At 65.2% G+C, this 23,067-nt stretch carries 18 protein-coding genes; 3 read left to right on the forward strand and 15 right to left on the reverse strand.

Annotation, left to right across the window (positions count from 1 at the left end; translation table 11 throughout):
* Positions 1-61: 61 nt before the first annotated feature.
* The 3 genes from fabF to fabG all read right to left on the reverse strand — a co-directional run bounded on the left by fabF (position 62) and on the right by fabG (position 3,040).
* Positions 62-1,324 (reverse strand): beta-ketoacyl-ACP synthase II, encoded by a 1,263-nt coding sequence (gene fabF / locus M4J40_RS20235; protein ID WP_251756223.1) that lies wholly within the window; start codon positions 1,322-1,324, stop codon positions 62-64.
* Positions 1,325-1,549: 225 nt separating this feature from the next.
* Positions 1,550-1,786, reverse strand: coding sequence for an acyl carrier protein (locus M4J40_RS20240; RefSeq protein WP_026792810.1), 237 nt, complete (start codon positions 1,784-1,786; stop codon positions 1,550-1,552).
* Positions 1,787-2,302: 516 nt separating this feature from the next.
* Complete coding sequence (gene fabG, locus M4J40_RS20245) at positions 2,303-3,040, reverse strand: 3-oxoacyl-[acyl-carrier-protein] reductase (RefSeq protein WP_251756224.1); 738 nt, start codon at positions 3,038-3,040, stop codon at positions 2,303-2,305.
* Positions 3,041-3,245: 205 nt separating this feature from the next.
* Between fabG and M4J40_RS20250 the strand changes: the two genes are divergently transcribed.
* Positions 3,246-3,680 carry a VOC family protein gene (locus tag M4J40_RS20250; RefSeq protein WP_251756225.1) on the forward strand — a complete coding sequence of 145 codons (435 nt, stop codon included), beginning with the start codon at positions 3,246-3,248 and terminating at the stop codon, positions 3,678-3,680.
* A gap of 23 nt (positions 3,681-3,703) precedes the next feature.
* Positions 3,704-4,132 carry a CoA-binding protein gene (locus M4J40_RS20255; RefSeq protein ID WP_251756226.1) on the forward strand — a complete coding sequence of 143 codons (429 nt, stop codon included), beginning with the start codon at positions 3,704-3,706 and terminating at the stop codon, positions 4,130-4,132.
* A gap of 28 nt (positions 4,133-4,160) precedes the next feature.
* Here the strand turns inward: M4J40_RS20255 and rnr are convergent, their stop codons facing one another.
* The 8 genes from rnr to M4J40_RS20295 all read right to left on the reverse strand — a co-directional run bounded on the left by rnr (position 4,161) and on the right by M4J40_RS20295 (position 16,651).
* Positions 4,161-6,488 carry a ribonuclease R gene (gene rnr / locus M4J40_RS20260; protein ID WP_405030779.1) on the reverse strand — a complete coding sequence of 776 codons (2,328 nt, stop codon included), beginning with the start codon at positions 6,486-6,488 and terminating at the stop codon, positions 4,161-4,163.
* A gap of 70 nt (positions 6,489-6,558) precedes the next feature.
* Positions 6,559-7,398: a GGDEF domain-containing protein gene (locus tag M4J40_RS20265; RefSeq protein WP_251756228.1), complete on the reverse strand. Its 840-nt coding sequence runs from the start codon at positions 7,396-7,398 to the stop codon at positions 6,559-6,561.
* Positions 7,399-7,547: 149 nt separating this feature from the next.
* Positions 7,548-10,217, reverse strand: coding sequence for a type I DNA topoisomerase (topA, locus tag M4J40_RS20270; RefSeq protein WP_251756229.1), 2,670 nt, complete (start codon positions 10,215-10,217; stop codon positions 7,548-7,550).
* 255 nt (positions 10,218-10,472) lie between these two features.
* Complete coding sequence (dprA, locus tag M4J40_RS20275) at positions 10,473-11,603, reverse strand: DNA-processing protein DprA (RefSeq protein WP_251756230.1); 1,131 nt, start codon at positions 11,601-11,603, stop codon at positions 10,473-10,475.
* A complete protein-coding gene (gene plsY, locus M4J40_RS20280; protein WP_251756231.1) occupies positions 11,600-12,214 on the reverse strand; it encodes a glycerol-3-phosphate 1-O-acyltransferase PlsY in 615 nt (204 codons plus the stop codon). Before plsY ends, dprA begins: the two co-directional genes overlap by 4 nt.
* Positions 12,215-12,277: 63 nt before the next feature.
* The gene (locus M4J40_RS20285; RefSeq protein ID WP_251756232.1) at positions 12,278-13,582 is read right to left on the reverse strand and encodes a dihydroorotase; all 1,305 of its coding nucleotides are present in this window, start codon (positions 13,580-13,582) and stop codon (positions 12,278-12,280) included.
* On the reverse strand, positions 13,579-14,547 hold the full coding sequence (locus tag M4J40_RS20290; RefSeq protein WP_251756233.1) for an aspartate carbamoyltransferase catalytic subunit: 969 nt from the start codon (positions 14,545-14,547) through the stop codon (positions 13,579-13,581). Before M4J40_RS20290 ends, M4J40_RS20285 begins: the two co-directional genes overlap by 4 nt.
* A gap of 157 nt (positions 14,548-14,704) precedes the next feature.
* Positions 14,705-16,651, reverse strand: a complete 1,947-nt coding sequence (locus tag M4J40_RS20295) for a methyl-accepting chemotaxis protein (RefSeq protein ID WP_251756234.1) — start codon at positions 16,649-16,651, stop codon at positions 14,705-14,707.
* Positions 16,652-16,990: 339 nt separating this feature from the next.
* On the opposite strand from M4J40_RS20295, the gene M4J40_RS20300 reads away from it, so the two are divergent.
* Complete coding sequence (locus tag M4J40_RS20300; protein ID WP_251756235.1) at positions 16,991-18,082, forward strand: AbrB family transcriptional regulator; 1,092 nt, start codon at positions 16,991-16,993, stop codon at positions 18,080-18,082.
* Here M4J40_RS20300 and ppdK read toward each other — a convergent pair.
* The 4 genes from ppdK to M4J40_RS20320 all read right to left on the reverse strand — a co-directional run bounded on the left by ppdK (position 18,051) and on the right by M4J40_RS20320 (position 22,856).
* The gene (ppdK, locus tag M4J40_RS20305; RefSeq protein ID WP_251756236.1) at positions 18,051-20,732 is read right to left on the reverse strand and encodes a pyruvate, phosphate dikinase; all 2,682 of its coding nucleotides are present in this window, start codon (positions 20,730-20,732) and stop codon (positions 18,051-18,053) included. The genes M4J40_RS20300 and ppdK overlap by 32 nt on opposite strands.
* A gap of 104 nt (positions 20,733-20,836) precedes the next feature.
* A complete protein-coding gene (locus M4J40_RS20310; RefSeq protein ID WP_251756237.1) occupies positions 20,837-21,364 on the reverse strand; it encodes a tyrosine phosphatase family protein in 528 nt (175 codons plus the stop codon).
* Positions 21,361-21,981: a YfbR-like 5'-deoxynucleotidase gene (locus M4J40_RS20315; protein WP_251756238.1), complete on the reverse strand. Its 621-nt coding sequence runs from the start codon at positions 21,979-21,981 to the stop codon at positions 21,361-21,363. The genes M4J40_RS20310 and M4J40_RS20315 overlap by 4 nt, the downstream gene beginning before the upstream one ends.
* Before the next feature lie 5 nt (positions 21,982-21,986).
* Positions 21,987-22,856 carry a folate-binding protein YgfZ gene (locus M4J40_RS20320; RefSeq protein WP_251756239.1) on the reverse strand — a complete coding sequence of 290 codons (870 nt, stop codon included), beginning with the start codon at positions 22,854-22,856 and terminating at the stop codon, positions 21,987-21,989.
* Between the last annotated feature and the right edge of the window lie 211 nt (positions 22,857-23,067).

Raw genomic sequence — 23,067 nt, forward strand, 5'->3', positions numbered from 1 at the left:
GGCCGTTGCCGCCGACTCGCTTTCCCGAAGCGCTGCCCTGGGGCGACGCCAGGGGGATGCGTCAGCCCTCGAAGGCCTTGACGATCAGCGACGCGTTGGTTCCGCCGAAGCCGAAGGAGTTGGAGAGCGCGTAACGCAGCTTCTTCTCCTTGGCCTTGTGGGGCACGAGGTCGATCGAGGTCTCGACGTTGGGATTGTCGAGGTTGATGGTCGGCGGCAGGATGCCGTCGCGCACGGCGAGCGTGGAGTAGATCGCCTCGATGGCGCCGGCGGCGCCGAGGAGGTGACCGGTCATCGACTTGGTCGAGGACATGGCGAGGGTTTTGGCCGAATCGCCGAACAGCCGCTCGACGGCGCCGACCTCGATGCCGTCGGCCATGGTCGACGTGCCGTGGGCGTTGACGTAGCCAATCTCGTCCGGCGAGATCTTGGCGTGCCGCAGGGCAGCCTTCATGCAGCGGAACGCGCCGTCACCGTCCTCGGACGGAGCGGTGATGTGGTAGGCGTCGCCCGACATGCCGTAGCCGACGATTTCGCCGTAGATGGTGGCGCCGCGCTTCTTGGCGTGCTCCAGCTCCTCGACGACGACAACGCCGGCGCCTTCGCCCATGACGAAGCCATCGCGGTCGCGGTCATAGGGACGCGAACCCTGCTCGGGGCGATCATTGAAGGTGAAGCAAAGCGCCTTCATCGACGCGAAGCCGGCCAGCGAGATCCGGCAGACCGGGCTTTCAGAGCCGCCGGCGATCATCACGTCGGCTTCGTCGTTGGCGATCAGGCGCGCGGCATCGCCGATGGCATGCGAGCCGGTCGAACAGGCGGTGACCACCGATGAGTTCGGCCCCTTGTAGCCGTGGGCGATGGAGATGTAGCCGGCGGTGAGGTTGATCAGACGGCCGGGGATAAAGAACGGAGAGACGCGGCGCGGCCCCTTGTCGCGGAGCGTGTAGCCCGCCTCGACGATGCCGTTGATGCCGCCGATGCCCGAGCCGACCAGCACGCCGGAACGCGCCTGATCGTCATACTCGGTCGGCTTCCAGCCACTGTCCTCGACCGCCTGACGGGCCGCTTCCAGCGCGAAGATGATGAAATCGTCGACCTTGCGCTGGTCCTTCGGATCCATGGCGAGGTCGGGATTGAACGTACCGTTGGTGCCGTCGCCGCGCGGAATGAGGCCGGCGATCTGGCAGGCGATATCATCGACGGGGAAGGTATCGATGTGGCGAATGCCGCTTTTGCCCGCCTTGATGGCGGACCAGTTGTGCTCGACACCGCAGCCGAGCGGCGTGACCATGCCGAGACCGGTGATGACGACTCGTCTCATTTGGACGAGAGCCTCCCTGTTGGTCGTCTCCGCCGGGTCCGTCGCCATGAGGAGGACACGCGCGAGCGGGACGCAGTTGACGGAGCAAAAGGACCGTTCAGCTGGCCGGGGCCGACCGAGAAGACTGCCGGCCTCGCAGCCGGCACCGGTCCCGCAAACGCGTTGTCAAGCAAAGAAAGCAGTTCCTCGGGGAGGAACTGCTTCCCAGCCGAACGCGTCCGGAAATCAGGCCGTCGCCTTCTCGAGGAACTTGACGGCGTCGCCGACCGTCAGGATCGTCTCGGCGGCATCGTCGGGAATCTCGACGCCAAAGGCTTCCTCGAAGGCCATGACCAGCTCGACGGTGTCGAGGGAGTCAGCACCCAGGTCTTCGATGAAGGAGGCCTCAAGAACCACCTTGTCGGCGTCCACGCCGAGATGGTCAATGACGATGTTCTTCACCTTTTCAGCGACTTCGCTCATGTTCACGGATCCTTGTTAGTCCAAATCCATTGCCGAACGGGACGTCGGCCGCTCGCCGCCTGCCGCGCGTTCGCGAGGCCATGGCGACGGTGACCGGCTACCGAAGGTGTCGAGCATGCCAGTGCCTGACGGCACTCCCCCGGTTGGTCCGATCGCCCGCCCCCGAGGGTAGAACGTGTCCGAACCCCTTCGGAAATCGTGGCGATCTCAGCCAATGCTCGTGCTCACGACCTTCGGGCGGGTCCTCGGACGGTTCCCGATCAGATCGCGGGCTTGGTAACACACTTCGCCCCTGCTGACTAGCGGCCCCCAGAGCATTTCCCGCTCGAACAAAGTCGTCCGATCGGGAAGGAAACACTCCGGAGTCAATCGTTTGGGCCTATTCCCGTGGCTCGGTTCACTTCAACTCGAGCCGAATATGCCCGGCGGAACCGCCGATGATCGCGAACGGTTTTCCAACCACCCGCGAAACCTTAAAAAATCAAGGCATTGCCGGACATTTCGCCCGACCGACCATCAGATCATCGCCATGCCGCCGTTGACGTGCAGCGTCTGGCCGGTGACGTAGGCGGCCTCGCGGCTTGCCAGATAGACGCAGGCGGCGGCGATCTCATCGGAGGTGCCGAGCCGGCCCATCGGCACGTTGGCCAGCGTGCCTTCCTTCTGCTTGTCATTGAGGGCGTCTGTCATCGCCGTCTCGATGAAGCCAGGCGCGACGCAGTTGGCGGTGATGCCGCGCGTCGCCACCTCGGCGGCCAGCGCCTTGGTCATGCCGATCATGCCGGCCTTGGCGGCCGCATAGTTGCCCTGACCGGGATTGCCGGTGACGCCGACGATGGACGTGATGCCAATGACCCGGCCGAAACGGCGCTTCATCATGCCCTTGATCGCCGCGCGAGCGAGACGGAAGCCGGAGGTCAGGTTGACCTCGATAACCTGGTCCCAGTCTTCGTCCTTCATGCGCATGAACAATCCGTCGCGGGTGATGCCTGCGTTGTTGATCAGAATGTCAACCTGACCGAGGGCAGCTTCGGCGTCGGCGAACAGGCGGTCGACATCCGCCCGGTCGGACAGGTTGCCGGGAACGACATGCGCGCGCTCGCCCAGTTGGCCGGCCAGTTCCTCAAGGGGGGCGACTCGCGTGCCGGAGAGCGCCACTTTCGCACCCTGTGCGTGGAGCGCAGTTGCAATCGCACCGCCGATGCCGCCGGAGGCTCCGGTGACCAGTGCCGTCATTCCAGTCAAGTCGAACATGGCTTCCCACCTCGTTCTTGCGTCCGTCCGGTTGTCGCCGGCAGCTCGCTTGACGGCCTGACACCACGTCGGCTGCGTCGAGTCAAGCGTGAACGGCTGGTTTTCCCGCCTTTGCCATTCACTTTGCCGCCCAATCCGCCAAAGACTGCTGACGGGGATTGGGGCGAGCGGGCCTAATCTCGGGAAGATGGACAAGGAGAAAACCATGACCGGAGAGACGCATTTCTCAACCGTATCGATCATTGCCCTCGGCGTTTCCGACCTTGGCCGGGCGCGCGCCTTTTATGAAGCGCTTGGTTTCACGGCCGGTCCAGGCTCTGGCGAACAGATCGTCTTCTTCCAGCTCGGAGGGCTCGTTCTTTCGCTTTACCCGAGGGCGCTGCTCGCCGAGGACGCCGAAGTGGAGAATGACGGCCAGGGCTTCGACGGCATGACGCTCGCCCACAACTATCCGTCTGAAGAGGCGGTGGACGCCGCGATGGCGCGAGCGCTCGCTTCGGGTGCGACGCTCAAGAAGAAGCCGCAGAAGGTCTTCTGGGGCGGCTACTCGGGATATTTTGCCGACCCCGACGGTCATCTTTGGGAGGTTGCCCACAATCCCTTCGTGAAGGTCGACGATCATGGCATAGTGACGCTTTGAACGCGCAAGAAGGAGTGTCACCGATGGCCATGGATGGAAAGACCGACGACGACATCACCCGCATCCTCGAGGAGACGCGGACAATCGCCGTGGTCGGCGCCAGCCAGAACCCGTCTCGCCCCGTCTATGGCGTCATGGGGTTCCTGATCGGGCGCGGTTACGAGGTGTATCCGATCAATCCGGGCCTCGCCGGTCAGGAATTGCAGGGGAGGACGGTTTACGCCAGCCTCGCCGACGTGCCGGCCGAAATCGACATGGTGGATGTGTTCCGCAACGCGGAAGCGGCCGGCGATACCATTGACGAAGCCCTCGCCCTGGCGGTGCCGCCGAAGACCATCTGGTTGCAGCTCGGCGTCATCAATCAGGCGGGTTTCGAACGAGCCGAGGCGAAGGGCGTCAAGGTCGTGATGGACCGTTGTCCCGCCATCGAAGGGCCGAGGCTTGGCGTCTGAGGCGCCACAGGTGCCGGCGCGGGCGGTCCTATCGTCCGCGCCTCACCTTGCTCGTCCGCTCCTTGCGCTCGCGGTCCTTTCGCGCCTTGGCCGCGCGCATGGCGGCGGCGCGCCCGAGCGGCCGCCCGGCGCTGCCCTCCGAGATCATTTCGAAGCGCAGGGCGCCGGCAAACGGCGCCGCCTCGATGAGGCGCACTTCGACCGTATCTCCGAGCCGATAGGTTTCGCCGGTCCGCGATCCGATCAGAGAATGCCGGGCTTCGTCGAAGGCGAAGTAGTCGTCGCCCAGCGTCGAGATGGGAATGAAGCCGTCGGCCCCCGTCTCGTCGAGGCGGATGAACAGCCCCGCCTTGGTGACGCCGGCAATGCGGCCCCTGAAAACTGCGCCGACGCGATCGGCAAGCCAGCCGGCGATCAGCCGGTCGATGGTTTCCCGTTCGGCCTGCATGGCGCGCCGTTCGGCGGCCGAGATATCCTCGGCCACGCGCGGCAACGCATCTTCGGCGCCGTCCGGTAGTCCGTCGTCACCAACGCCAAGCGCGGTAACCAACCCGCGATGAACCACAAGATCGGCGTAGCGGCGGATCGGCGAGGTGAAATGGGCGTATTTCCGGAGATTGAGGCCGAAGTGGCCGATATTGACCGGTGAGTACTCGGCCTGGCTCTGCGAGCGCAACACCACTTCGTGGACGAGGTAGGCCTGCGGCGTACCGTCCACCCTTTCCAGGATGCGGTTGAACAGATCCGGCTCGATGTGGCCCTGCTTGGCCAGCTTCATGTCGAGCGTCGCCAGGAACTCGCGCAGCGACTCCAACTTGGCGAGCGAAGGTTGGTCGTGCACGCGATAGAGCAGCGGCGTCCGACGCTTTTCCAACGTTTCGGCGGCGGCCACGTTGGCCTGGATCATGAACTCCTCGATCAGCCGGTGGGCGGTCAGGCGCTCCGGTGTGACGATGCGATCGACGGTGCCGTCGGGCTTCAGCAGCACCTTGCGCTCGGGAATGTCGAGTTCCAGCGGTCCGCGGGCGTCGCGGGCCGCGGCTAGAAGGTCGTAGGCCGCCCAGAGCGGCCTCAGCGCGCTGTCCAGGATCGGCCCTGTGCGATCGTTCGGCGATCCGTCGATGGCAGCCTGCGCTTCGAGATAGGAGAGCTTGGCCGCCGAGCGCATCATGATGCGATGAAAGCTGTGGCTCTTCTTGCGGCCCTCGGCATCGAACACCATGCGTACGGCGAGAGCGGGCCGGTCGACGCCCTCCTTCAGCGAACACAGGTCATTGGAGATGCGCTCCGGCAGCATCGGGATGACGCGGTCGGGAAAATAGACCGAGTTGCCGCGCTTCAGCGCCTCACGGTCGAGTTCGGATCCCGGCCGGACGTAGGCGGCGACGTCGGCGATGGCGACGGTGACGACGTATCCGCCGGCATTTGCCGGGTCCTCGTCGGCAACGGCATGGACGGCGTCGTCATGGTCCTTGGCGTCCGGCGGGTCGATGGTGACGAGGGGCAGGGCGCGCCAGTCCTCGCGGTTCGACATGGTCGCGGGTTTCGCCGCATCGGCCTCGCGGATCACGGCATCGGGGAAAACGTAGGGAATGTCGTTGGCGTGGATGGCAATCATCGACACCGCTTTTTCCGAGCGGAGATTGCCAACGGTCTCTCGTACCCGGGCGCGACTGAGGCCGAAGCGACCGGAGCGGATGACGTCGACGGAGACGAGGTCGCCATCCTCCGCCGTACCAAGGTCGGCGGCGTCGATGACCAGCTCCTCGTGCTGCTTCTTGGAAATCGGCAGCAGGCGGGCGCCACCGTCCGTGACGCGCACAATCCCAAGCACGCCTTCCGGCTTTTTCTCCAGTACCTTCACGACGCGAAGACCGGCCTTGGCCAAGCCTTCATAGCCGTCCGGCAGCTCGACGACGCGGGCCAGTATGCGGTCGCCGAGGCCGGCCGCCGGGCCATGTTCGCCGCGTCTGCGGCGCATGGCGACGACAATGAAACGAGGCCTTGGACCTCGGTCGGGGTCCCATTCTGCCGGTTCGGCGTAGAGATCGCCGTCGCGATCGCGACTGACGATATCGCAGGCCAACACCGCGGGGAGAGAGCCAGGCTCCGCGAAGCGACGATGCCGACGCTCGATCAGGCCTTCGCCCTCGAGTTCCTTCAGTATGCGCTTCAGGACGACGCGCCCCTCTCCATGCACCTCGAAGGCGCGAGCTATATCGCGCTTCGTTCCCTTGCCGGGATGCTCCGAAACGAAACGGAGGATTGCCTCACGGGTCGGTGTGACTGGTTCGTCGGTTGGGCGGGGCTTGCGAGCCAAGCGGATCTTCCCTGTGGCTTGAGAACGTGGCGACATAGACCACAGATGGAGATGCAAGGCCAGCCTCGCAAACGGGCAGCGGACTCGTGAGCTTGGAAGCGCGTTGTCAGGAGCGGCGGGTGCGGCCACGCTTTTGCGGGGCCGGCCCGTCCGAGCTCCAGACGATCTCATCGCCCTCGACGATACCGGGCGCGGTCGGCTCCGAGGCGAGACAGACGCGGCTCCGGCCGGTGGCCTTGGCAAACTCGAGGGCGCTGTCGGCGGCCGCAAAGGCCTGCGTAAACGTGATCGCGTCCGTGACCTCGGTGATTCCGGCCGATGCCGTCAGGCTGACCGGCTTTTCCAAAGTGCCGAAGTTGCCGCCCTCGACTCGCGCGAGAAGCGCCAGAACCTGGGTCTTGGCTTCGGCGACGGTATAGCCGGTCGCAAGCACGGCGAACTCCGTGCCGTCGGTGCGATAGATGCTGCCGAGATTGCCAAGCTCCTCGGCGATCATGCGAGCGGCCCGGATCAGGACTCGATCGCCGACCACGTGACCGTATCGCTCGTTCACAGTCTTGAAGCGGTCGAGCGATACGAGAATGAGGAGCCGGTTCCCTTCCGATGCGGCGTCGTAGTCGATGGGCAAGGAGGTGCGGTTCCTGAGGCCCGTGAGACTGTCGGCGAGGCTCTTCTCGTTCAGCTTCAGCTTGGTGCGATAGTGCTCAAGGCGTGTCGCTCCGATGTACCTTCCGATCGGATAGGCGACCAGAGCGACGACGACGATCGTGATCGCCCAACCGCGCAGCAGGCCAAGCCAGCCGTGAAAGGCGAGCAACTGCAGGGCGGAATCGACGGCTATGGCAATGACGAAGCAGATCGCGGCGAAGCGGAGGGCAAGGAGTCTGACGTCGCGCTCGGATTGGACGGGCCTGTTGAGGAGCGTCCGCAGGATCTCACCGTACATTATCGCTCTTCTACACCGTTGAACGAGGCGAAGGACGTCATCGTTCAACAGTATAGGGAGAATGTAAGGTTTTGGCCAACCAAAACGATAAAAGTGTAAATGATCGGCGGCGGGAACGATCCTGCCGAGGAGCCCCCCCGAGCTCTCGCTCAGGTGGGCTTTGCCTTTGAGGCCTTGGGCTTGGTCGCCGCCTTCTTGGCGGCTCTGCCCGCCGCCTTGGCTTTCGCGGGGGCTTTCTTCTTGCCGTCGGCCTCGCTTCCGGCGGCCGCTTTTGCGGCCTTCGGCGCCTTGGAGGATTTGGTTTTCGGCGCCTTGCCGGCCTTGTCGGCGATCAAGGCCACGGCCTCCTCCAGCGACACCGACTGAGGATCCTTGCCGCGCGGCAGGGTGGCGTTGATCTTGCCCCAGGCGACATACGGTCCGTAGCGCCCGTCGCGTACAGTGATCTCGCCGCCGGATGCCGGATGCTCCCCGAGGCTCTTGAGAGCGGCTGGCGTGGCGCGCGTCCTCCCGCCCCGTTCCTTCTTCTCGGCGAGAACCGCGACGGCACGGTTGAGGCCGACGTCGAACACCTCGTCGACGGAGGAGAGGTTGGCGTAGGTGCCGTCATGGCTGACGTAGGGACCGTAGCGACCGATGTTGGCCTCGATCGGCTTGCCGGTTTCCGGATGGTCGCCGACGTTGCGCGGCAGAGAGAGCAGCCGGCAGGCGCGTTCCAGGTCGATGCTTTCGACCGTCCAGTCCTTGGGGAGGGAGGCGCGTTTCGGCTTGCCCTCCTCGCCGAGCTGGACGTAGGGGCCGAAACGGCCGGAGCGCAGCGTGACGTCGAGCCCGGATTCCGGGTCGGTGCCGAGCAGCTTGACGCCCCCCTCGCCAAGGGCGGCATCCGCCTCGCCATCGCCGCCGAGCTGGCGGGTGTAGCGGCATTCCGGATAGTTGGAGCAGCCGATGAACGAGCCGAAGCGACCAAGCTTCAGCGACAGGCGGCCGTTGCCGCAGGTCGGGCAGGAGCGCGGATCGGAGCCGTCGCCGCGATCGGGGAAGATATGCGCGGCGAGGTCCTCGTTGAGGGCATCGATGACTTCGGCGACGCGGAGTTCCTTCACCTCGCCGACGCGGGTGTTGAAGTCGGTCCAGAAGCGGCGCAGCACTTCGCGCCATTCGGCTTCGCCGGCCGAAATGCGATCGAGGTCTTCCTCGAGACTGGCGGTGAAGTCGTACTCGACGTAGCGCGTGAAGAAGCTTTCGAGGAAGGCGGTGACGATCCGGCCCTTGTCGGAGGGGACGAGCCGCTTCTTGTCGATCGTCACATAGTCGCGGTCACGCAGCGTGGCGAGCGTCGCGGCATAGGTGGATGGGCGGCCGATGCCGAGCTCTTCCATTTTCTTGACCAGCGTCGCCTCGGTGTAGCGCGGCGGCGGCTCGGTGAAGTGCTGGCTGGCCGAAACGGATTTGCGCGCCAGAGCGTCGCCGACGGAGAGCGGCGGAAGGCGGGAACCGTCCTCGTCCTCCTCGTCATCGCGGCTTTCCTGGTAGAGGGCGAGGAAGCCATCGAACTTCAGAACCGAGCCAGTCGCTCGAAGGCCGGCCGAGGTCGAACCGCTCCCGGCGGTGATGTCGACGGTGGTTCGCTCGAAGTCGGCGCTCTGCATCTGGCTGGCGATGGTGCGCTTCCAGACCAGCTCGTAGAGGCGCGCTTCGTCAGCCTCGAGGTGGCTGGCTACCGTGTTGGGCAAACGTGCAAGGTCGGTCGGTCGGATGGCCTCGTGCGCCTCCTGGGCGTTTTTGGCCTTGGTGGAATAGAAGCGAGGCTTTTCCGGCAGATAGCGCTCGCCGTATTCCTTGACGATCACCTGGCGGGCGGCATTGACTGCCTCCGGGGCGATCTGGACGCCGTCGGTACGCATGTAGGTGATGAGGCCGACCGTTTCGCCGCCGATATCGGCGCCCTCGTAAAGGCGCTGGGCCACCTGCATGGTGCGCTGCGCCGAAAAACCGAGCTTGCGCGAGGCCTCCTGCTGTAGCGTCGAGGTGGTGAAGGGCGCGAAGGGATGGCGCTTCTGCGGCTTCTGCTCGGCGTGGGTTACCGAGAAGGTGGCGCTGTTCAGGAAGGCGCGGATCTCGTTTGCCGTGACCCCATCGGTCACGTCGAGACGGCCGATCTTCTTGCCCTTCCACTCGGACAGGCGCGCGTCGAACTCGTCGCCGGCCGGATTGGCCAGGCGGGCGAGGACCGACCAGTATTCCTGGGGCTTGAAGACTTCGATTTCGTTCTCGCGGTCGCAGATGAGGCGCAAGGCCACCGATTGCACTCGACCGGCCGAGCGGGCGCCCGGCAGCTTGCGCCAGAGGACCGGCGACAGCGTGAAGCCGACAAGATAGTCGAGCGCGCGGCGGGCGAGGTAGGCCTCCACCAGCGGCTGGTCGACGTCGCGCGGCTTGGCCATGGCGTCGAGCACGGCCTGCTTGGTGATCGCGTTGAAAACGACACGCTGAATGGTCTTGCCCTTGAGCGCACCACGCCGGGCGCCGAGCACCTCGAGCACATGCCAGGAAATCGCCTCGCCCTCGCGATCCGGGTCGGTGGCGAGAATGAGCTTGTCGGCGGTCTTCAGGGCGGCAGCGATGTCCGCCACGCGCTTGCCTGATTTGCCGTCGACTTCCCAGCTCATGGAAAAATCGTCGTCGGGGAGGACGGAACCGTCCTTGGCCGGAAGGTCGCGGATGTGGCCGTAGGAAGCCAACACCGTGTAGTCGCGGCCGAGGTATTTGTTGATGGTTTTCGCCTTGGCAGGCGACTCCACGATCACGAGGTTCATTAAGGTGCGCCGGACAATTTCTGGAAAAAAGCTCCGCCCTCTTTAAGTGCGACCTCCGGATTAAGCAAGGGTCGAGCCAGATATGCCGTCGGTGACATGCGGTTCGCCCGCGTGACGGCGCTTGACGTCAAGGAGCATTCGGAAGGCATTCCTCCGCTTGAGAAAGCGCCGATCGCGGCTCTTCCGGAAATGGATTTTCTGCCGAAGTGGCAATTTATGGGTGTGTTGTGCCTGCCGCTGTTCGGCAGCGGTCGCTCAGCGGACCAGAGAGACCAGTTGGCTGCCATGCCGCTCGATGCGTCCGGCAAGGTCGAGTTCGAGCAGGATCACGGATACGGCGGAAGGTGTGAGCCGCGTGTGCTGGATGATGTCGTCGATCGCGACGGGCGCCGGGCCGAGTGCGCCGATCACGGACGCGCGGCTTTCCTGGTCAATGCTGTCGGGGTGCGCGTCCTCCTGATCGCTTTCCCGGAGCTCCCGGAACAAGGGGGCATCGCTTTCCAGCATTGGCCGAAGTACGGCAACGACATCCTCGGCGGAACGGGTCAGCGTGGCTCCGTCGCGGATCAGGCGATTGGTGCCCTCGGCGCGCGGATCCATCGGCGAACCGGGCACGGCGAACACCTCGCGGCCCTGATCGAGCGCATAACGGGCTGTGTGCAGCGTGCCGGAGCGAGCGGCGGCCTCGACCACGACGACGCCCAGACTCATGCCCGAGACGATGCGATTGCGACGCGGGAAATCCTTCGCGCGCGGATTCCAGCCAAATGGCATTTCGGTCAGGATGGCGCCGCCCCGGCCGACGATCTCCTCCATCAGAGGACCGTGCTCCTCGGGGTAGACGTGATCGATGCCGCCGGCGATCACCGCCACGGTGCCGGTGTCGAGAGATGCCCTGTGGGCGGCGCCATCGATTCCGCGGGCGAGACCTGAGACCACCACGAAGCCGGCTTCTCCAAGACCTCGGCCGATGCGCTCGGCCATCTTGTGGCCGATTAGGGAGGCGTTGCGCGAGCCGACAATCGCCGCGGTCGGCCGGGCGAACAGCTCGCGTGAGCCGCCGCGAATGGTGACGAGCGGCGGCGGCGCGGCTATCTGGCGCAGATAGGCCGGGTAGAGGTGCTCGGAAATGGCCACGAGCCGGGCGCCATGGGCGAGCGTTCGCTCGATCTCGGCCTCGGCCTGTGCAACCGACGGAATCGAAAGCCTGGCCGACCCGCCTCGTCGGGCAAGCGCCGGCAGCGCATCGAGCGCCGCTTCGGCCGAGCCATAGTGGTTTATCAGGCTGCGGAAAGTGGCTGGACCGACGTTCTCCGAGCGGATGAGCCGCAGCCAACAGATGCGCTGGTTGTCGGAAAGCTCGCCCCCGCGTCCCGGCCCGGTCATCCCTTGTGTCCGATCTTGCCCTCGGTGCCCGAGAGAAGGCGGCGGATGTTGGCGTGGTGCTTGATCCAGACGATGACGGTGAGAAGGGCGAGCACGGCGGCCAGCACGTTGTACCCGAGGCCCCAGAGGGAAAGCGGCACCACCACGGTGGCGACAAGGGCGGCAAGTGAGGAGTAGCGGCTGAAATAGGCGACGGCGATCCAAACGCCTGCGAATATGAGAACTGCCGGCCAGAACAGGCCAAGCAGCACACCGATGTAGGTGGCGACGCCCTTGCCGCCCTTGAAGCCGAGCCAGACGGGGAAGAGGTGGCCGAGGAACGCGGTGACGCCGGCGAGCGTGGCTGCCTCCGGCACGGTTGGCATCAGCGCGCGCACGATCAGGACCGCCGCCGTTCCCTTGAGGAGGTCGAAAAGCAGCGTGGCGGCGGCCAGCTTCTTGTTCCCTGTTCTCAGGACATTGGTGGCGCCGATGTTGCCGGAACCGATGGCCCGCACGTCGCCAAGGCCGGCGGCCCGCGTCAACAGCAGACCGAAGGGAATGGAGCCAAGGCCGTAGCCGACAAGCGCGGCGACGAGGTAAGCGACCCAGGGAGAGGCTGACTCGAACATGATGCCCTCGGCGATCTTGAATGATGGTAACGGTTACCGGGTGTGCGTCACTCTGTTTGGACGTCAGCGCTCGAACACCAGCGAACCGCCGACATAGGTGCGGCGGACGCGACCGGTGAAGCGGGCGCCGTCGTAGGGCGTGTTTTTCGCCTTGGAGAGGATGTCCTTGGCGTTGAGCACCCACGGTTCTTCCGTGTCGAACACGACGACATCGGCAGGCGCGCCCTTCCTGAGCGTTCCGGCGTCGAGGCCGGCGATTTCGGCCGGGCGCGTCGACATGGCATCGATCAGCCGCAGAAGCGTCAGCGATCCTCCATGCACCAGCCTGAGACCGGCCGACAGGAAGGTTTCGAGACCGATGGCGCCGTCGGCGGCTTCCGCGAAGGGCAGGCGTTTGGTTTCGACATCCTGCGGATCGTGGTTGGAGACGATGACGTCGATGGCCCCGGTCTTGACGGCTTCGACGAGGGCAAGGCGGTCGGCTTCGGCGCGCAGCGGCGGCGACAGCTTGAAGAACGTGCGATAGGCGCCGATATCCATCTCGTTGAGCGTCAGATGCGCAGCCGAGACGGATGCCGTGGCGGCTATTCCGCGGTCCTTTGCCCAGGCCATCAGTTCGGGCGACTCGGCGGCCGACAGCAGAGACGCGTGGTAGCGTCCCCCGGCAAGCCGGGCGAGGCGAAGGTCGCGGGCGAGCATGGTGGTTTCGGCTTCGGCGGGAATTCCCTGCAGGCCGAGCCTGACCGCCGTCTCCGAGAGGTTCATGACTGCGGCGCCTTTCAGCGTCGCGTCTTCGGGTCGGTTGCAGACCAGGGCGCCGAAGTCCTTGGCATAGGTCAGCGCCCGTCGCAGGACCTGGGCGTTGGCGATGGCGCCGCGACCGGACGTGAAGCCCACGGCTCCGGCTTCGCCCAAAAGGCCGAACTCCGTGAGTTCGGCGCCAGCCTGTCCTTTGGTCAGAGCCGCCATGACACGCACGCGTACGGCCGACGTCCGTCGGGCGCGCGTCGCCACAAAGTCCACCAGGGCCGGATCATCAATGCAGGGATCGGTGTCCGGCATGGCGATGAGCGTGGTGATTCCGCCGGCAGCCGCCGCCCGGCCGGCGGAGGCGAACGTCTCGCGGTGTTCGTGCCCGGGCTCGCCGACATGGGCGCGAAGATCGACGAGGCCGGGAGCGACGACGAGGCCGCGACAGTCGACGATCTCGGTGTCCTCCGGGGCGCCGTTGTTGCCGGCCGACGGACCGGCGGCGGCGATGCGACCGTCGACCATCAGCACGGCGCCGGGACCATCGATGCCTTGCGAGGGGTCGACGACGCGGGCGTTGCTGAGCATCAGCGGGCGGGTCTGTGCCATCCGGCTCATGGGTAGGCCTCACCACCGTTGCCTCGGGCGTTCACGACCGCATCGAGCACGGCCATGCGGATGGCGACACCCATTTCCACCTGCTCCCGAATGAGGCTTTGCGGCCCATCGGCGACAGCCGGGTCGATCTCGACGCCCCTGTTCATCGGGCCGGGATGCATGACGAGGGCATCGGGCTTGGCATAGGACAGCTTCTCCTCGTCGAGACCCCAGTAGTGGAAATATTCGCGGACCGATGGCACGAAGGAGCCTTGCATGCGCTCGCGCTGGAGGCGCAGCATCATGACGATGTCGGCATCCCGAAGCCCCTCGCGCATCGAGGTGAAGGTTTCGAGGCCAATTTCACGGAAGGCGCCGGGCACCAGGGTGGACGGCCCGACGAGCCGGACGCGGGCGCCGAGGGCCGTCAGCAGCAGCACGTTGGAGCGGGCGACTCGGCTATGGGCGACATCCCCGCAGATGGCGACGACCAAGCCGTCGATGTGCTGCTTGTGGCGCCGGATGGTCAAGGCATCGAGGAGGGCCTGTGTCGGATGCTCGTGGCTTCCGTCACCGGCGTTGACCACGGAACAGTCGACCTTCTGGGCGAGCAGGGCCACCGCTCCCGACGCGTTGTGTCGCACGACGATGACGTCGGGGTTCATGGCGTTGAGCGTCATCGCCGTGTCGATCAGCGTCTCGCCCTTCTTCACCGACGACTGGCCGACGGCCATGTTCATCACGTCGGCGCCTAGCCTCTTGCCGGCCAGCTCGAAGGACGACTGCGTGCGCGTCGAGTTTTCGAAGAAAAGGTTGATCTGCGTGCGACCAAGAAGGCTGTCGCTCTTCTTGGAAGGTTGCCGGCCTAGCTCGATGTTGGCTTCGGCGCGATCGAGAAGGTCGACGATCTCCGGCGGGGAAAGACCCTCGATCCCGAGGAGGTGCGGGCGGCTGAATCCGTAGGGATTGGCGGCTTTCGTTGTCATAAGCCCCCCTGATAGAGGCGTTTTGTGCCTCCGGCAAGGGCGGGGAATCCGAGTGAACAGGAGAATCCCCGTCATAGACGACGGCGGTGGTCCCAAGTGTGCGGAAGCCCGGCCGCTTGGAGCGGTCGGGCCACGGGTATCGGTTGGGCGCGAAAGCTCAGGCGGCGTCGATTTCGGCGAGGAAGCTTTCCACCTTGTGCCCGAGGTCGACCGAGGATGCCTTCAGCGAGGTGACGGCGTCGAGCACCGTCCTCGCTTCGGAACGCGTGGTGGCGGCGCCATCGCTGAGCTCAACGATGGTGCGTGACAAATCGCTGTTGCCGCGCGCGGCTTCCTGCATGTTGCGGGTGATCTCGCCGGTGGCGCCGGTCTGCTGGGTGACGGCGGTGGTGATGCTGGCCGAAACGCTGTTCACCTCCTCGATAATGGAACCAATCTCGGCTATGGCGTTGACGGTGTTGTCAGACACGAGCTTGATCTCATCGATCTTGCGCGAAATGTCTTCGGTGGCCTTGGCCGTCTGGTTGGCGAGCGACTTCACCTCGGCGGCGACAACGGCAAAGCCCTTGCCGGCTTCGCCCGCCCTTGCCGCTTCGATCGTGGCGTTGAGGGCGAGCAGGTTGGTCTGCTCGGCGATGGCGGTGATCAGGCCGATCACCTGGTTGATCTGGTCGGTGGCGGCGAGCAATTGGCTGACCGTCTCGCGCGTCTCGTGGGCCGAGGCGCGGGCCTTGCCGGCGACGGCCTGAGACATCCCGACCTGGCGGGCGATCTCGTTGGTCGACGCCTCAAGTTCCTCGCACGTGGCGGCAACGGAACGGACGTTGCCCGAGGCCTGCTCGGCGGCGGCCGCCGCCACGCCGCTGCTGCGTTCGCTGCCTTCGGCGGTAGCCATCAGTTCCTCAGCCGATCCTTCGAGCCGCTGGGCAGCGTCGACGACCATGCCGATGGTTCCCGAGACCTCGGAGCGGAAGCGTTCGATCAGCGCCTCTGCGCGCTCGGCCCGGCGTTCACGCTCCTCGACGATGGCCCGCTGGCTTGCTTCCAGGCGATCCCTTTCCTCGGCATTGGCGCGGAAGACGGCGACGGCGGCGGCCATATGGCCGATCTCGTCGTGACGGTCGAGGCAGGGGATATCGGTCTGGAGATTTCCCGCGGCCAGCGAGCGCATGGCGGCGGTCATCGCCGTGACCGGTTCGGCGACGATGCGCTTCAGGACCAGCCCGAGCGCGAGCAGCAGAATGACCGTTGCGGCGATGGTTGCCAACAGCGCGGTGAACCCCAGTCGGTTGAGGCTGGCGTAGGCCATGTCGCTGTCGACGGCGACGCCGACGTACCACTTGACCGGCAGGCCCTCGATGGCGACGAAGCTGGCGACATGGTCGCGGCCGGCAAACGTCGTCTCCACAATGCCGCTGGCGGTCGGCGTCGACAGACCGGCGAAGGCGTCCGACAGCGGCTTGCCCACAAGGCTCGCCTCGGGGTGAACGAGAATCTTGCCGTCCGAGGAGACCAGGAATGCCTGGCCGATGCCGCCGAAATTGGATGCCTTGATCCGGTCGATCAGAGCGTCGAGCGCAAAGTCGCCGCCGAACACGCCGATCATCTTGCCGTCGGCACTGACGGGAACACAGGCCGAGATGACCACCTTGTTGGTCGCCAGATCAACATAGGGCTCGGTCAGCTGGGTCGACATCGCCTTGGCGGTGTCGATGTACCAGGGGCGCTTGCGCGGGTCGTAACCCTCGGGCATTTCGGCCTTGGGCGAGATGGTGAAAGCGCCGTTCTCCTCGCCGAGATAGACCGACAGGAACTCCGAACTCAGCGTCTTGCCCGAGAGAACCACACCGAGCATGTCCCTGGAGGCGCCGATGGCGTCGGCGGCTTGGGTTGCGATCAGAAGACGACCCTGAAACCAGTTGCCGGTACCGGAAGCGACGCTGGCGCCGGTCGTTTCCAGAGTGCGCGCGACATTGTCTCTCAGATCCTGGCGCTCCAGCACGTAGATGGTCGTGGAGAACAGGGCAAAGCTGGTGACCACGATGAGCGATGCAATGAAGACGATGCGATGCAGGAGCTTGGCCCGAGTATTGATGAGGGTCATGTCAATTCGACTCTTGGCTATTGAATGACGGAACGCTAGTCGCCAACCCATTTAGGAAAGGTAACTTCTGGGCGCGCTTTGTTGCCTGTTTCAAAAGTATCTACGTTCACATAGATCGGAATAAACTTGCTGCCTTGAGTGAACTTATTTGGTTTTACTCGCCGGGTTGGGGTGGAGCATGCGTTTCCGAGCCAGCGCCGAGGGAGGCGCGCAGGGCAGTCATTCAAAAACGCCTCTGGCCAATGGTAAGGCCCAGGGTGTAGCGACTGGCGGATCGGGCATCCTTATGTTCGAGCAGCGGCCAGCCGCGATCCCTTCCGTCGCAGATCGGTGTTGTCGATGTTCCTCCCGCAGCCGGGCCTCGGTCTCCGTGCCAATGCGATCCTCTGGGCCGTTCTCCTGTCGGCATCGGTGGCGATCAGCGTTGCCCTGGAGATGGCCCATCTTCCGGCGGCGTTGCTGCTTGGGCCGATGCTCGCGGCGATCCTGCTGGGCTTCAACGGACGGGCCGTTGCCGTGCCTCGGCCGGCCTTCATGATGGCTCAGGGCGTGGTTGGCACGATGATGGCGCGGGCGATGCCTCCAAACGTGCTCGGCGAGATCCTTTCGGTATGGCCTATCGTCCTGATCGGCGTGGCGTCGGTGGTGTTGACGGCCAATGCGATCGGCTATGTGCTCGCCCGCTTTCGCGTGCTGCCGGGAACGACCGCCGTCTGGGGCGCCTCGCCGGGGGCGGCTACCGCCATGGTGATCATGGCAGAGGCCTACGGCGGCGACACTCGGCTTGTCGCGGTGATGCAGTACCTCCGCGTGTTGATCGTCGCCACCATGGCGTCGCTGGCCGCGCGCTTCTATCTCGATGCCACGATTACCGGCGGTACTGCGGCCGACTGGTTTCCGCCGATTGATTGGGTGAACTTCGCCGGCACACTGGCGGTCATCGCCGCGGGTCTCGTCCTGTCACGCATCTTCAGGCTGACGACGGGCGCCATGATCCTGCCGATGCTGTTCGCCATCGGTTTGCAGGGCGCCGGCCTGCTCACGGTCGAGTTGCCACCGGTGTTGCTCGCGGTTTCCTATGCGGTTTGCGGCTGGGCGATCGGTGGCCGGTTCAACAGGGACATCATCGCCTATGCGGCAAGGGCTTTGCCGACGATCCTTCTTGCCATCGTCGCGCTCGTTGCCATCTGCGCCGTCTACGCCGGCATCCTGTCATCGGTGACCGGCGTGGATTTTCTGACGGCCTATCTCGCCACCTCGCCGGGCGGCGCCGACTCGGTCGCCATCATCGCCGCGTCGAGCAATGTCGACATGTCCTTCGTGATGGCCATGCAGACCATGCGCTTCTTCATGGTGCTGTTCACCGGACCGTCGACGGCGCGCTTCATCGCGGCTCGCGTCAGTCTCTGGGACGTTCCTTCCGGCCGATGACCACGGCGCGCGCCGCCGCGAGGCGGGCAATCGGCATGCGAAACGGCGAACAGGAGACGTAGGCGAGGCCGGCTTCCTCGCAGAAGGCGATGGAGGCCGGATCGCCGCCGTGCTCGCCACACATGCCGAGGCCCAGGTCGGGGCGCGACTTTCGGCCCCGCTCGATGGCGATGCGGATCAGTTCGCCGACACCGTCGCGATCGAGGCTGACGAAGGGGTCGCGAGCGAGCACGCCCTTCTGCAGATAGGTTGGCAGGAAGGAGGCAGCGTCGTCGCGGCTGATGCCGAAGGTGGTCTGGGTGAGATCGTTGGTGCCGAAAGAGAAGAAAGCGGCCGACTGGGCGATGTCCTCGGCCATCAGCGCGGCGCGCGGCAGCTCGATCATCGTACCGACCTGGTAATTTACCGGCCGACCCGCTGCCTCGGACACCTCGACGGCGACGCGGGCGATGATTGCCTTGACGTAGTCGAGTTCCTTGCGGGCGGCGACGAGCGGCACCATGATTTCCGGCACGACCGGTTGGCCGATCTTGTCCGACGCGGCAATGGCCGCCTCGAAGATGGCGCGAGCCTGCACTTCGGCGATTTCCGGGAAGGAGACGGCGAGGCGGCAGCCGCGATGGCCGAGCATCGGATTGTACTCTTCCAGATTGGCAATGCGCCGACGCAGCACCTCGGGCGATACGCCAGCTGTCTGGGCGAGCTCCGCCACCTCCCGCTCCGTGCGCGGCAGAAACTCGTGCAGCGGCGGGTCGAGGAGGCGAATACAGACCGGCTGCCCTTCCATGATCTCGAACAGTTCGGCAAAGTCCTGCCGTTGCATCGGCAGGATCTTTTCAAGCGCCGTCCGGCGACTCTCGGGCGTTTCGGCGAGAATCATCTCGCGCACGGCGGAGATTCGCGAGTGCTCGAAGAACATGTGCTCGGTGCGGCAGAGGCCGATGCCTTCGGCGCCGAACTGGCGGGCAATGCGCGCCTCGAGCGGCGTTTCTGCGTTGGCGCGCACTTCGAGACGACGGATGGCGTCCGACCAGGCCATGATCTCGGCAAAGGGGCCGGACAGTTCGGGTTCCTTCATCGGCACGCGGCCAGCCATGACCTGTCCGGAGGAGCCGTCGATGGTGATGACGTCACCGGCCCGAAGTACGCGTTTTCCCACGGTCACGATGCCGGCCACAGGGTCGGCCTTGAGGGCACTGACGCCGACCACGCAGGGTTTGCCGAGGCCACGGGCGATGACGGCGGCGTGCGAGGTCATGCCGCCGCGAGCGGTTACGACGCCGATCGCCGAGTGCATGCCGTGCACATCGTCGGGGCTGGTCTCGGCGCGCACCAGAATCACCTTGATGCCGCGCTGACGCGCTTTTTCGGCCTGTTCTGAGTTGAAGGCGATCTCGCCGACGGCGGCGCCGGGGGAGGCCGGCAAGCCGGTGGCGAGAATATCGCGCGGCGCGTCCGCCTCGATGGTCGGATGCAGGAGCTGCTCCAGCGACGACGGATCGATGCGCTCGATGGCCTCCTCGCGGGTGATCAGGCCTTCGTTGGCCATGTCGACGGCGATCTTGAGCGCCGCCTCGACGGTGCGGCGGCCGGATCGCGTCTGCAGCATCCAGAGCTTGCCGCGTTCGATGGTGAACTCGAGATCCTGGATATCCTTGAAGTGCCGCTCGAGCTTCTGGCAATACCCGATGAACTCGCGGTAGGTATCCGGCATCAGCGTTTCGAGCGAAGGGCGGTCGGAGCGGCTGGCGAGCCGGGCGGCCTCGGTGATGTCCTGCGGCGTCCTGAGGCCGGTTACGACCTCTTCGCCTTGAGCATTGAGCAGGAACTCGCCGTAGAGTTGTCGCTCGCCTGTCGAAGGGTTGCGCGTGAAGGCAACGCCGGTCGCCGAGCGCTCGTCCATGTTGCCGAACACCATGGCCTGGACGTTGACGGCGGTGCCGGAGTTCGAGGAAATGCCGTGAAGCTTGCGGAAGGTGGCGGCGCGCCGGTTGCTCCAGGAACCGAATACCGCGCCTATGGCGCCCCAGAGCTGTTCCAGAGGGTCGAGCGGGAAAGGCTTGCCAGTTTCGTCGGCGATTATTTCCTTGAAGCTGGCGATGACCTTGCGCCACTCGTCGGCCGTGAGCTCGGTGTCGTTGTAATAGCCTTCGCGTTCCTTGAGGTCGTCGAGGATCTCCTCGAAAGCCTGCCCGTCCACCCCCATCACGACTTCGCCGAACATCTGGATGAAACGCCGGTAGCTGTCGAGCGCAAAGCGGGCGTCGCCGGATTCGATCGCCAGCGCTTCGACGGTCACGTCGTTGAGACCGAGGTTGAGGACGGTGTCCATCATGCCCGGCATGGCGGCGAGCGCGCCCGAACGGACCGACACCAGAAGAGGGCGCTCGGGGTGGCCAAACGCGCGCTTCGTGCGCCGGCTGAGAAGGTCGAGCGCGGCATTCACCTGCCGCTCGAGGTCGGATGGATAGCGATGGTCGTTGGCGTAGTAGTGCCGACAAACCTCGGTGGTGATGGTGAAGCCGGGCGGGACCGGCAGGCCCAGACTGGCCATCTCCGCGAGATTGGCGCCCTTGGTCCCGAGGAGGTGGCGTAGCCTGATGCCACCGTCCGCCACGCCTTCGCCGAAGCTGTAAACCCACGTCGGCATGCTGCCGCTTTCCAGTTGCGTGTCGCGAGTATCCATGACCTGCCTATAGCACGGAAAACAGGGGCGCGCGTCCGTTGAGACGCTCACTCGTTTCGCCTGCGAGGCTACCGCGCCGCTTCGATTTCAAGCGCAAAGGGAGTGCCCTCGAACGCGTCCGCCCCCCGCCCGATGGCATCGATCGCGGTCACCATGCGACCGTCGCGGCCGAGCAGGCGATCGGCGATCTCCACGATGCGCCGGTTGGGCGTCGCCGACGGCGCGCGCTGCCGTAAAAGGGTGGCGAGGGCCGCTTCGTCGCGCCAGGGATTGAGTGCCGAGACCAGCGTATAGGCGGCGGCGGTCGACCTGGATATGCCTGCGAAGCAATGGACGACGAGGGGTGTGGTCCGGTCCCAATCCTTTACCCATTCCAGCATCTGCGCGACGTGGATCTCTCCGGGCGGCGTCATGCCATCAACCGTTTCCACTATGTCGTGCATGGCGAGAAACAGGTGATTCTCGTGGCTGATCGTCGTCGGCAGGCGCATGGGCGTGCCGGCGTTGATCAGGGTGATGACGTGGCGGGCGCCGGTAAGCGCCACCGTTTCTTCAAGCTTGGTGAGAGAGCAGACATGGATGGTCGTCGCGGTCATCGCTGGCTTTCAAGCTGTTGGAATCTGTTGAGGAAGGCTTCTTCCGCCGAAACGGTCGGCAGCGGGACGAGGCCGAGCACGGGGCCGGCCGGAGTTTGGCGCCCTATGCCACGCGGCACGCCGAAGATGCGTTTCGCTTCGTCGGCGGTGAAGCCGGCGAGTTCCACCGCCTCGAAATAGGCCGAGATGAGGTCGGCCTTCTTGGCAAGCTTCTTCAGGCGTTCGGTATCGTGTTTCTCAACCCCGAAACGTCGGTGGATGGCGTCGGCGAGGCGCTTCTCGACCGTCTTGTAGTCGCCCCCCATCACGGATTTGAACGGCGATATCATGTCGCCGATCACATACTCCGGGGCGTCGTGCAGCAAGACGACGAGGCGTTGGCAAACGGTCAGTTCCGGCTCCAGAAGGCCGGCGATGTCCTCGACGACAAGACAGTGCTGGGCCACGGAGAACGCGTGGTCGCCAAATGTCTGACCGTTCCAGCGGGCGACGCGGGCGAGGCCGTGGGCAATGTCGGTTATCTCGACGTCGAGTGGGGAGGGATCGAGAAGATCGAGCCGCCGTCCCGACAGCATGCGCTGCCATGCACGGGGTGGAGAGCCGGCTTTGTCGGCCATGTATGTCAGTCGTCCGGTTTGGATGCGTCGGGCTTTTGAGTGTCCGGCCAGCCGTAGTCGGCCCAGGCCGGAAGCGCAACCGAAACCGGCAGGCCGTCCACGGTGATGGTCTCGTCCGTCGTTTGCGCGTCCCGGACCCGGTCGAGCCTCAGGATGGCGATTCCATGTTTCCCGCTTGCCGATCCGAGGTGCCCGGCGACTCGGCCTCCAATCAGGATTTCGGCGCCTGCCTGGGGCATGTCTCCATCGGCCGAAAGCACGACCGGCCGGCGGCGAGCGGTGCCGCGAAAACGCATCCGGCTCACCACTTCCTGGCCAACGTAGCATCCCTTGTCGAAATCGATGCCGTGAAGACTGTCCATGGCGAGGTCATGGGGGAAGGCGTCGAGAAGCGGCAGGTCGGCGCCGGCCTCCGGTACGCCGAGCGCCACGCGATGCGCTTGCCAGGTGGCCTCGTCGGCGTTGGTGGCGACGGCTCCCTCGGCTGCGTAGAGGCGCCAACCAAGGTCCGGATGGCGCGGATCGACGGCAACGAGACCGGTGTCCGGCGGTGTGCCGCAACCGGCGTAGACGACGAGCGGCGAAGCACCAATCGTCACGTCGGCGCGCAGCTTGAACATCGTCAGACGCTTTCGGAGGTCGGCTTCGCCCGTTGCTGGGGTGTCGAGCAGAAATCCGCCATTATCCTGACGGACAACCAGAAAATCCGTGATGATCTTGCCCTGCGGGGTCAGGAGCGCGCCGAAGGCGGCGGTTCGTCCGTCGGCGGCTTCGGTGTTCTGCGTGATCATCCGGTCGAGAAAATCGGAGGCCTCTGGACCGGTGACTTCAACGAGGCTACGGCTTTCGAGGCGGCAAAAGAAGGAATCGGCCATGTCGGATCTTTCCGGGGAACGGCGGCGCGTGATCGCTACGTAGTTTCCGATTGGTATCCGGCTGCCGGGGGCGAGGCAAGCCTGCAGCCGTTGTCAAAGATGTTACCGGCCGTTCCGGCGTTGCGCCGGCGAGGCTTGGTCAGGGAGGACGCCGACATAGCGGGGACGGGCAGCGACGATCAGAAACCGAAGCGACGAACGCGCTGGTGGG

Source organism: Pleomorphomonas sp. JP5 (assembly GCF_023721815.1).
Classification (GTDB): Bacteria; Pseudomonadota; Alphaproteobacteria; order Rhizobiales; family Pleomorphomonadaceae; genus Pleomorphomonas.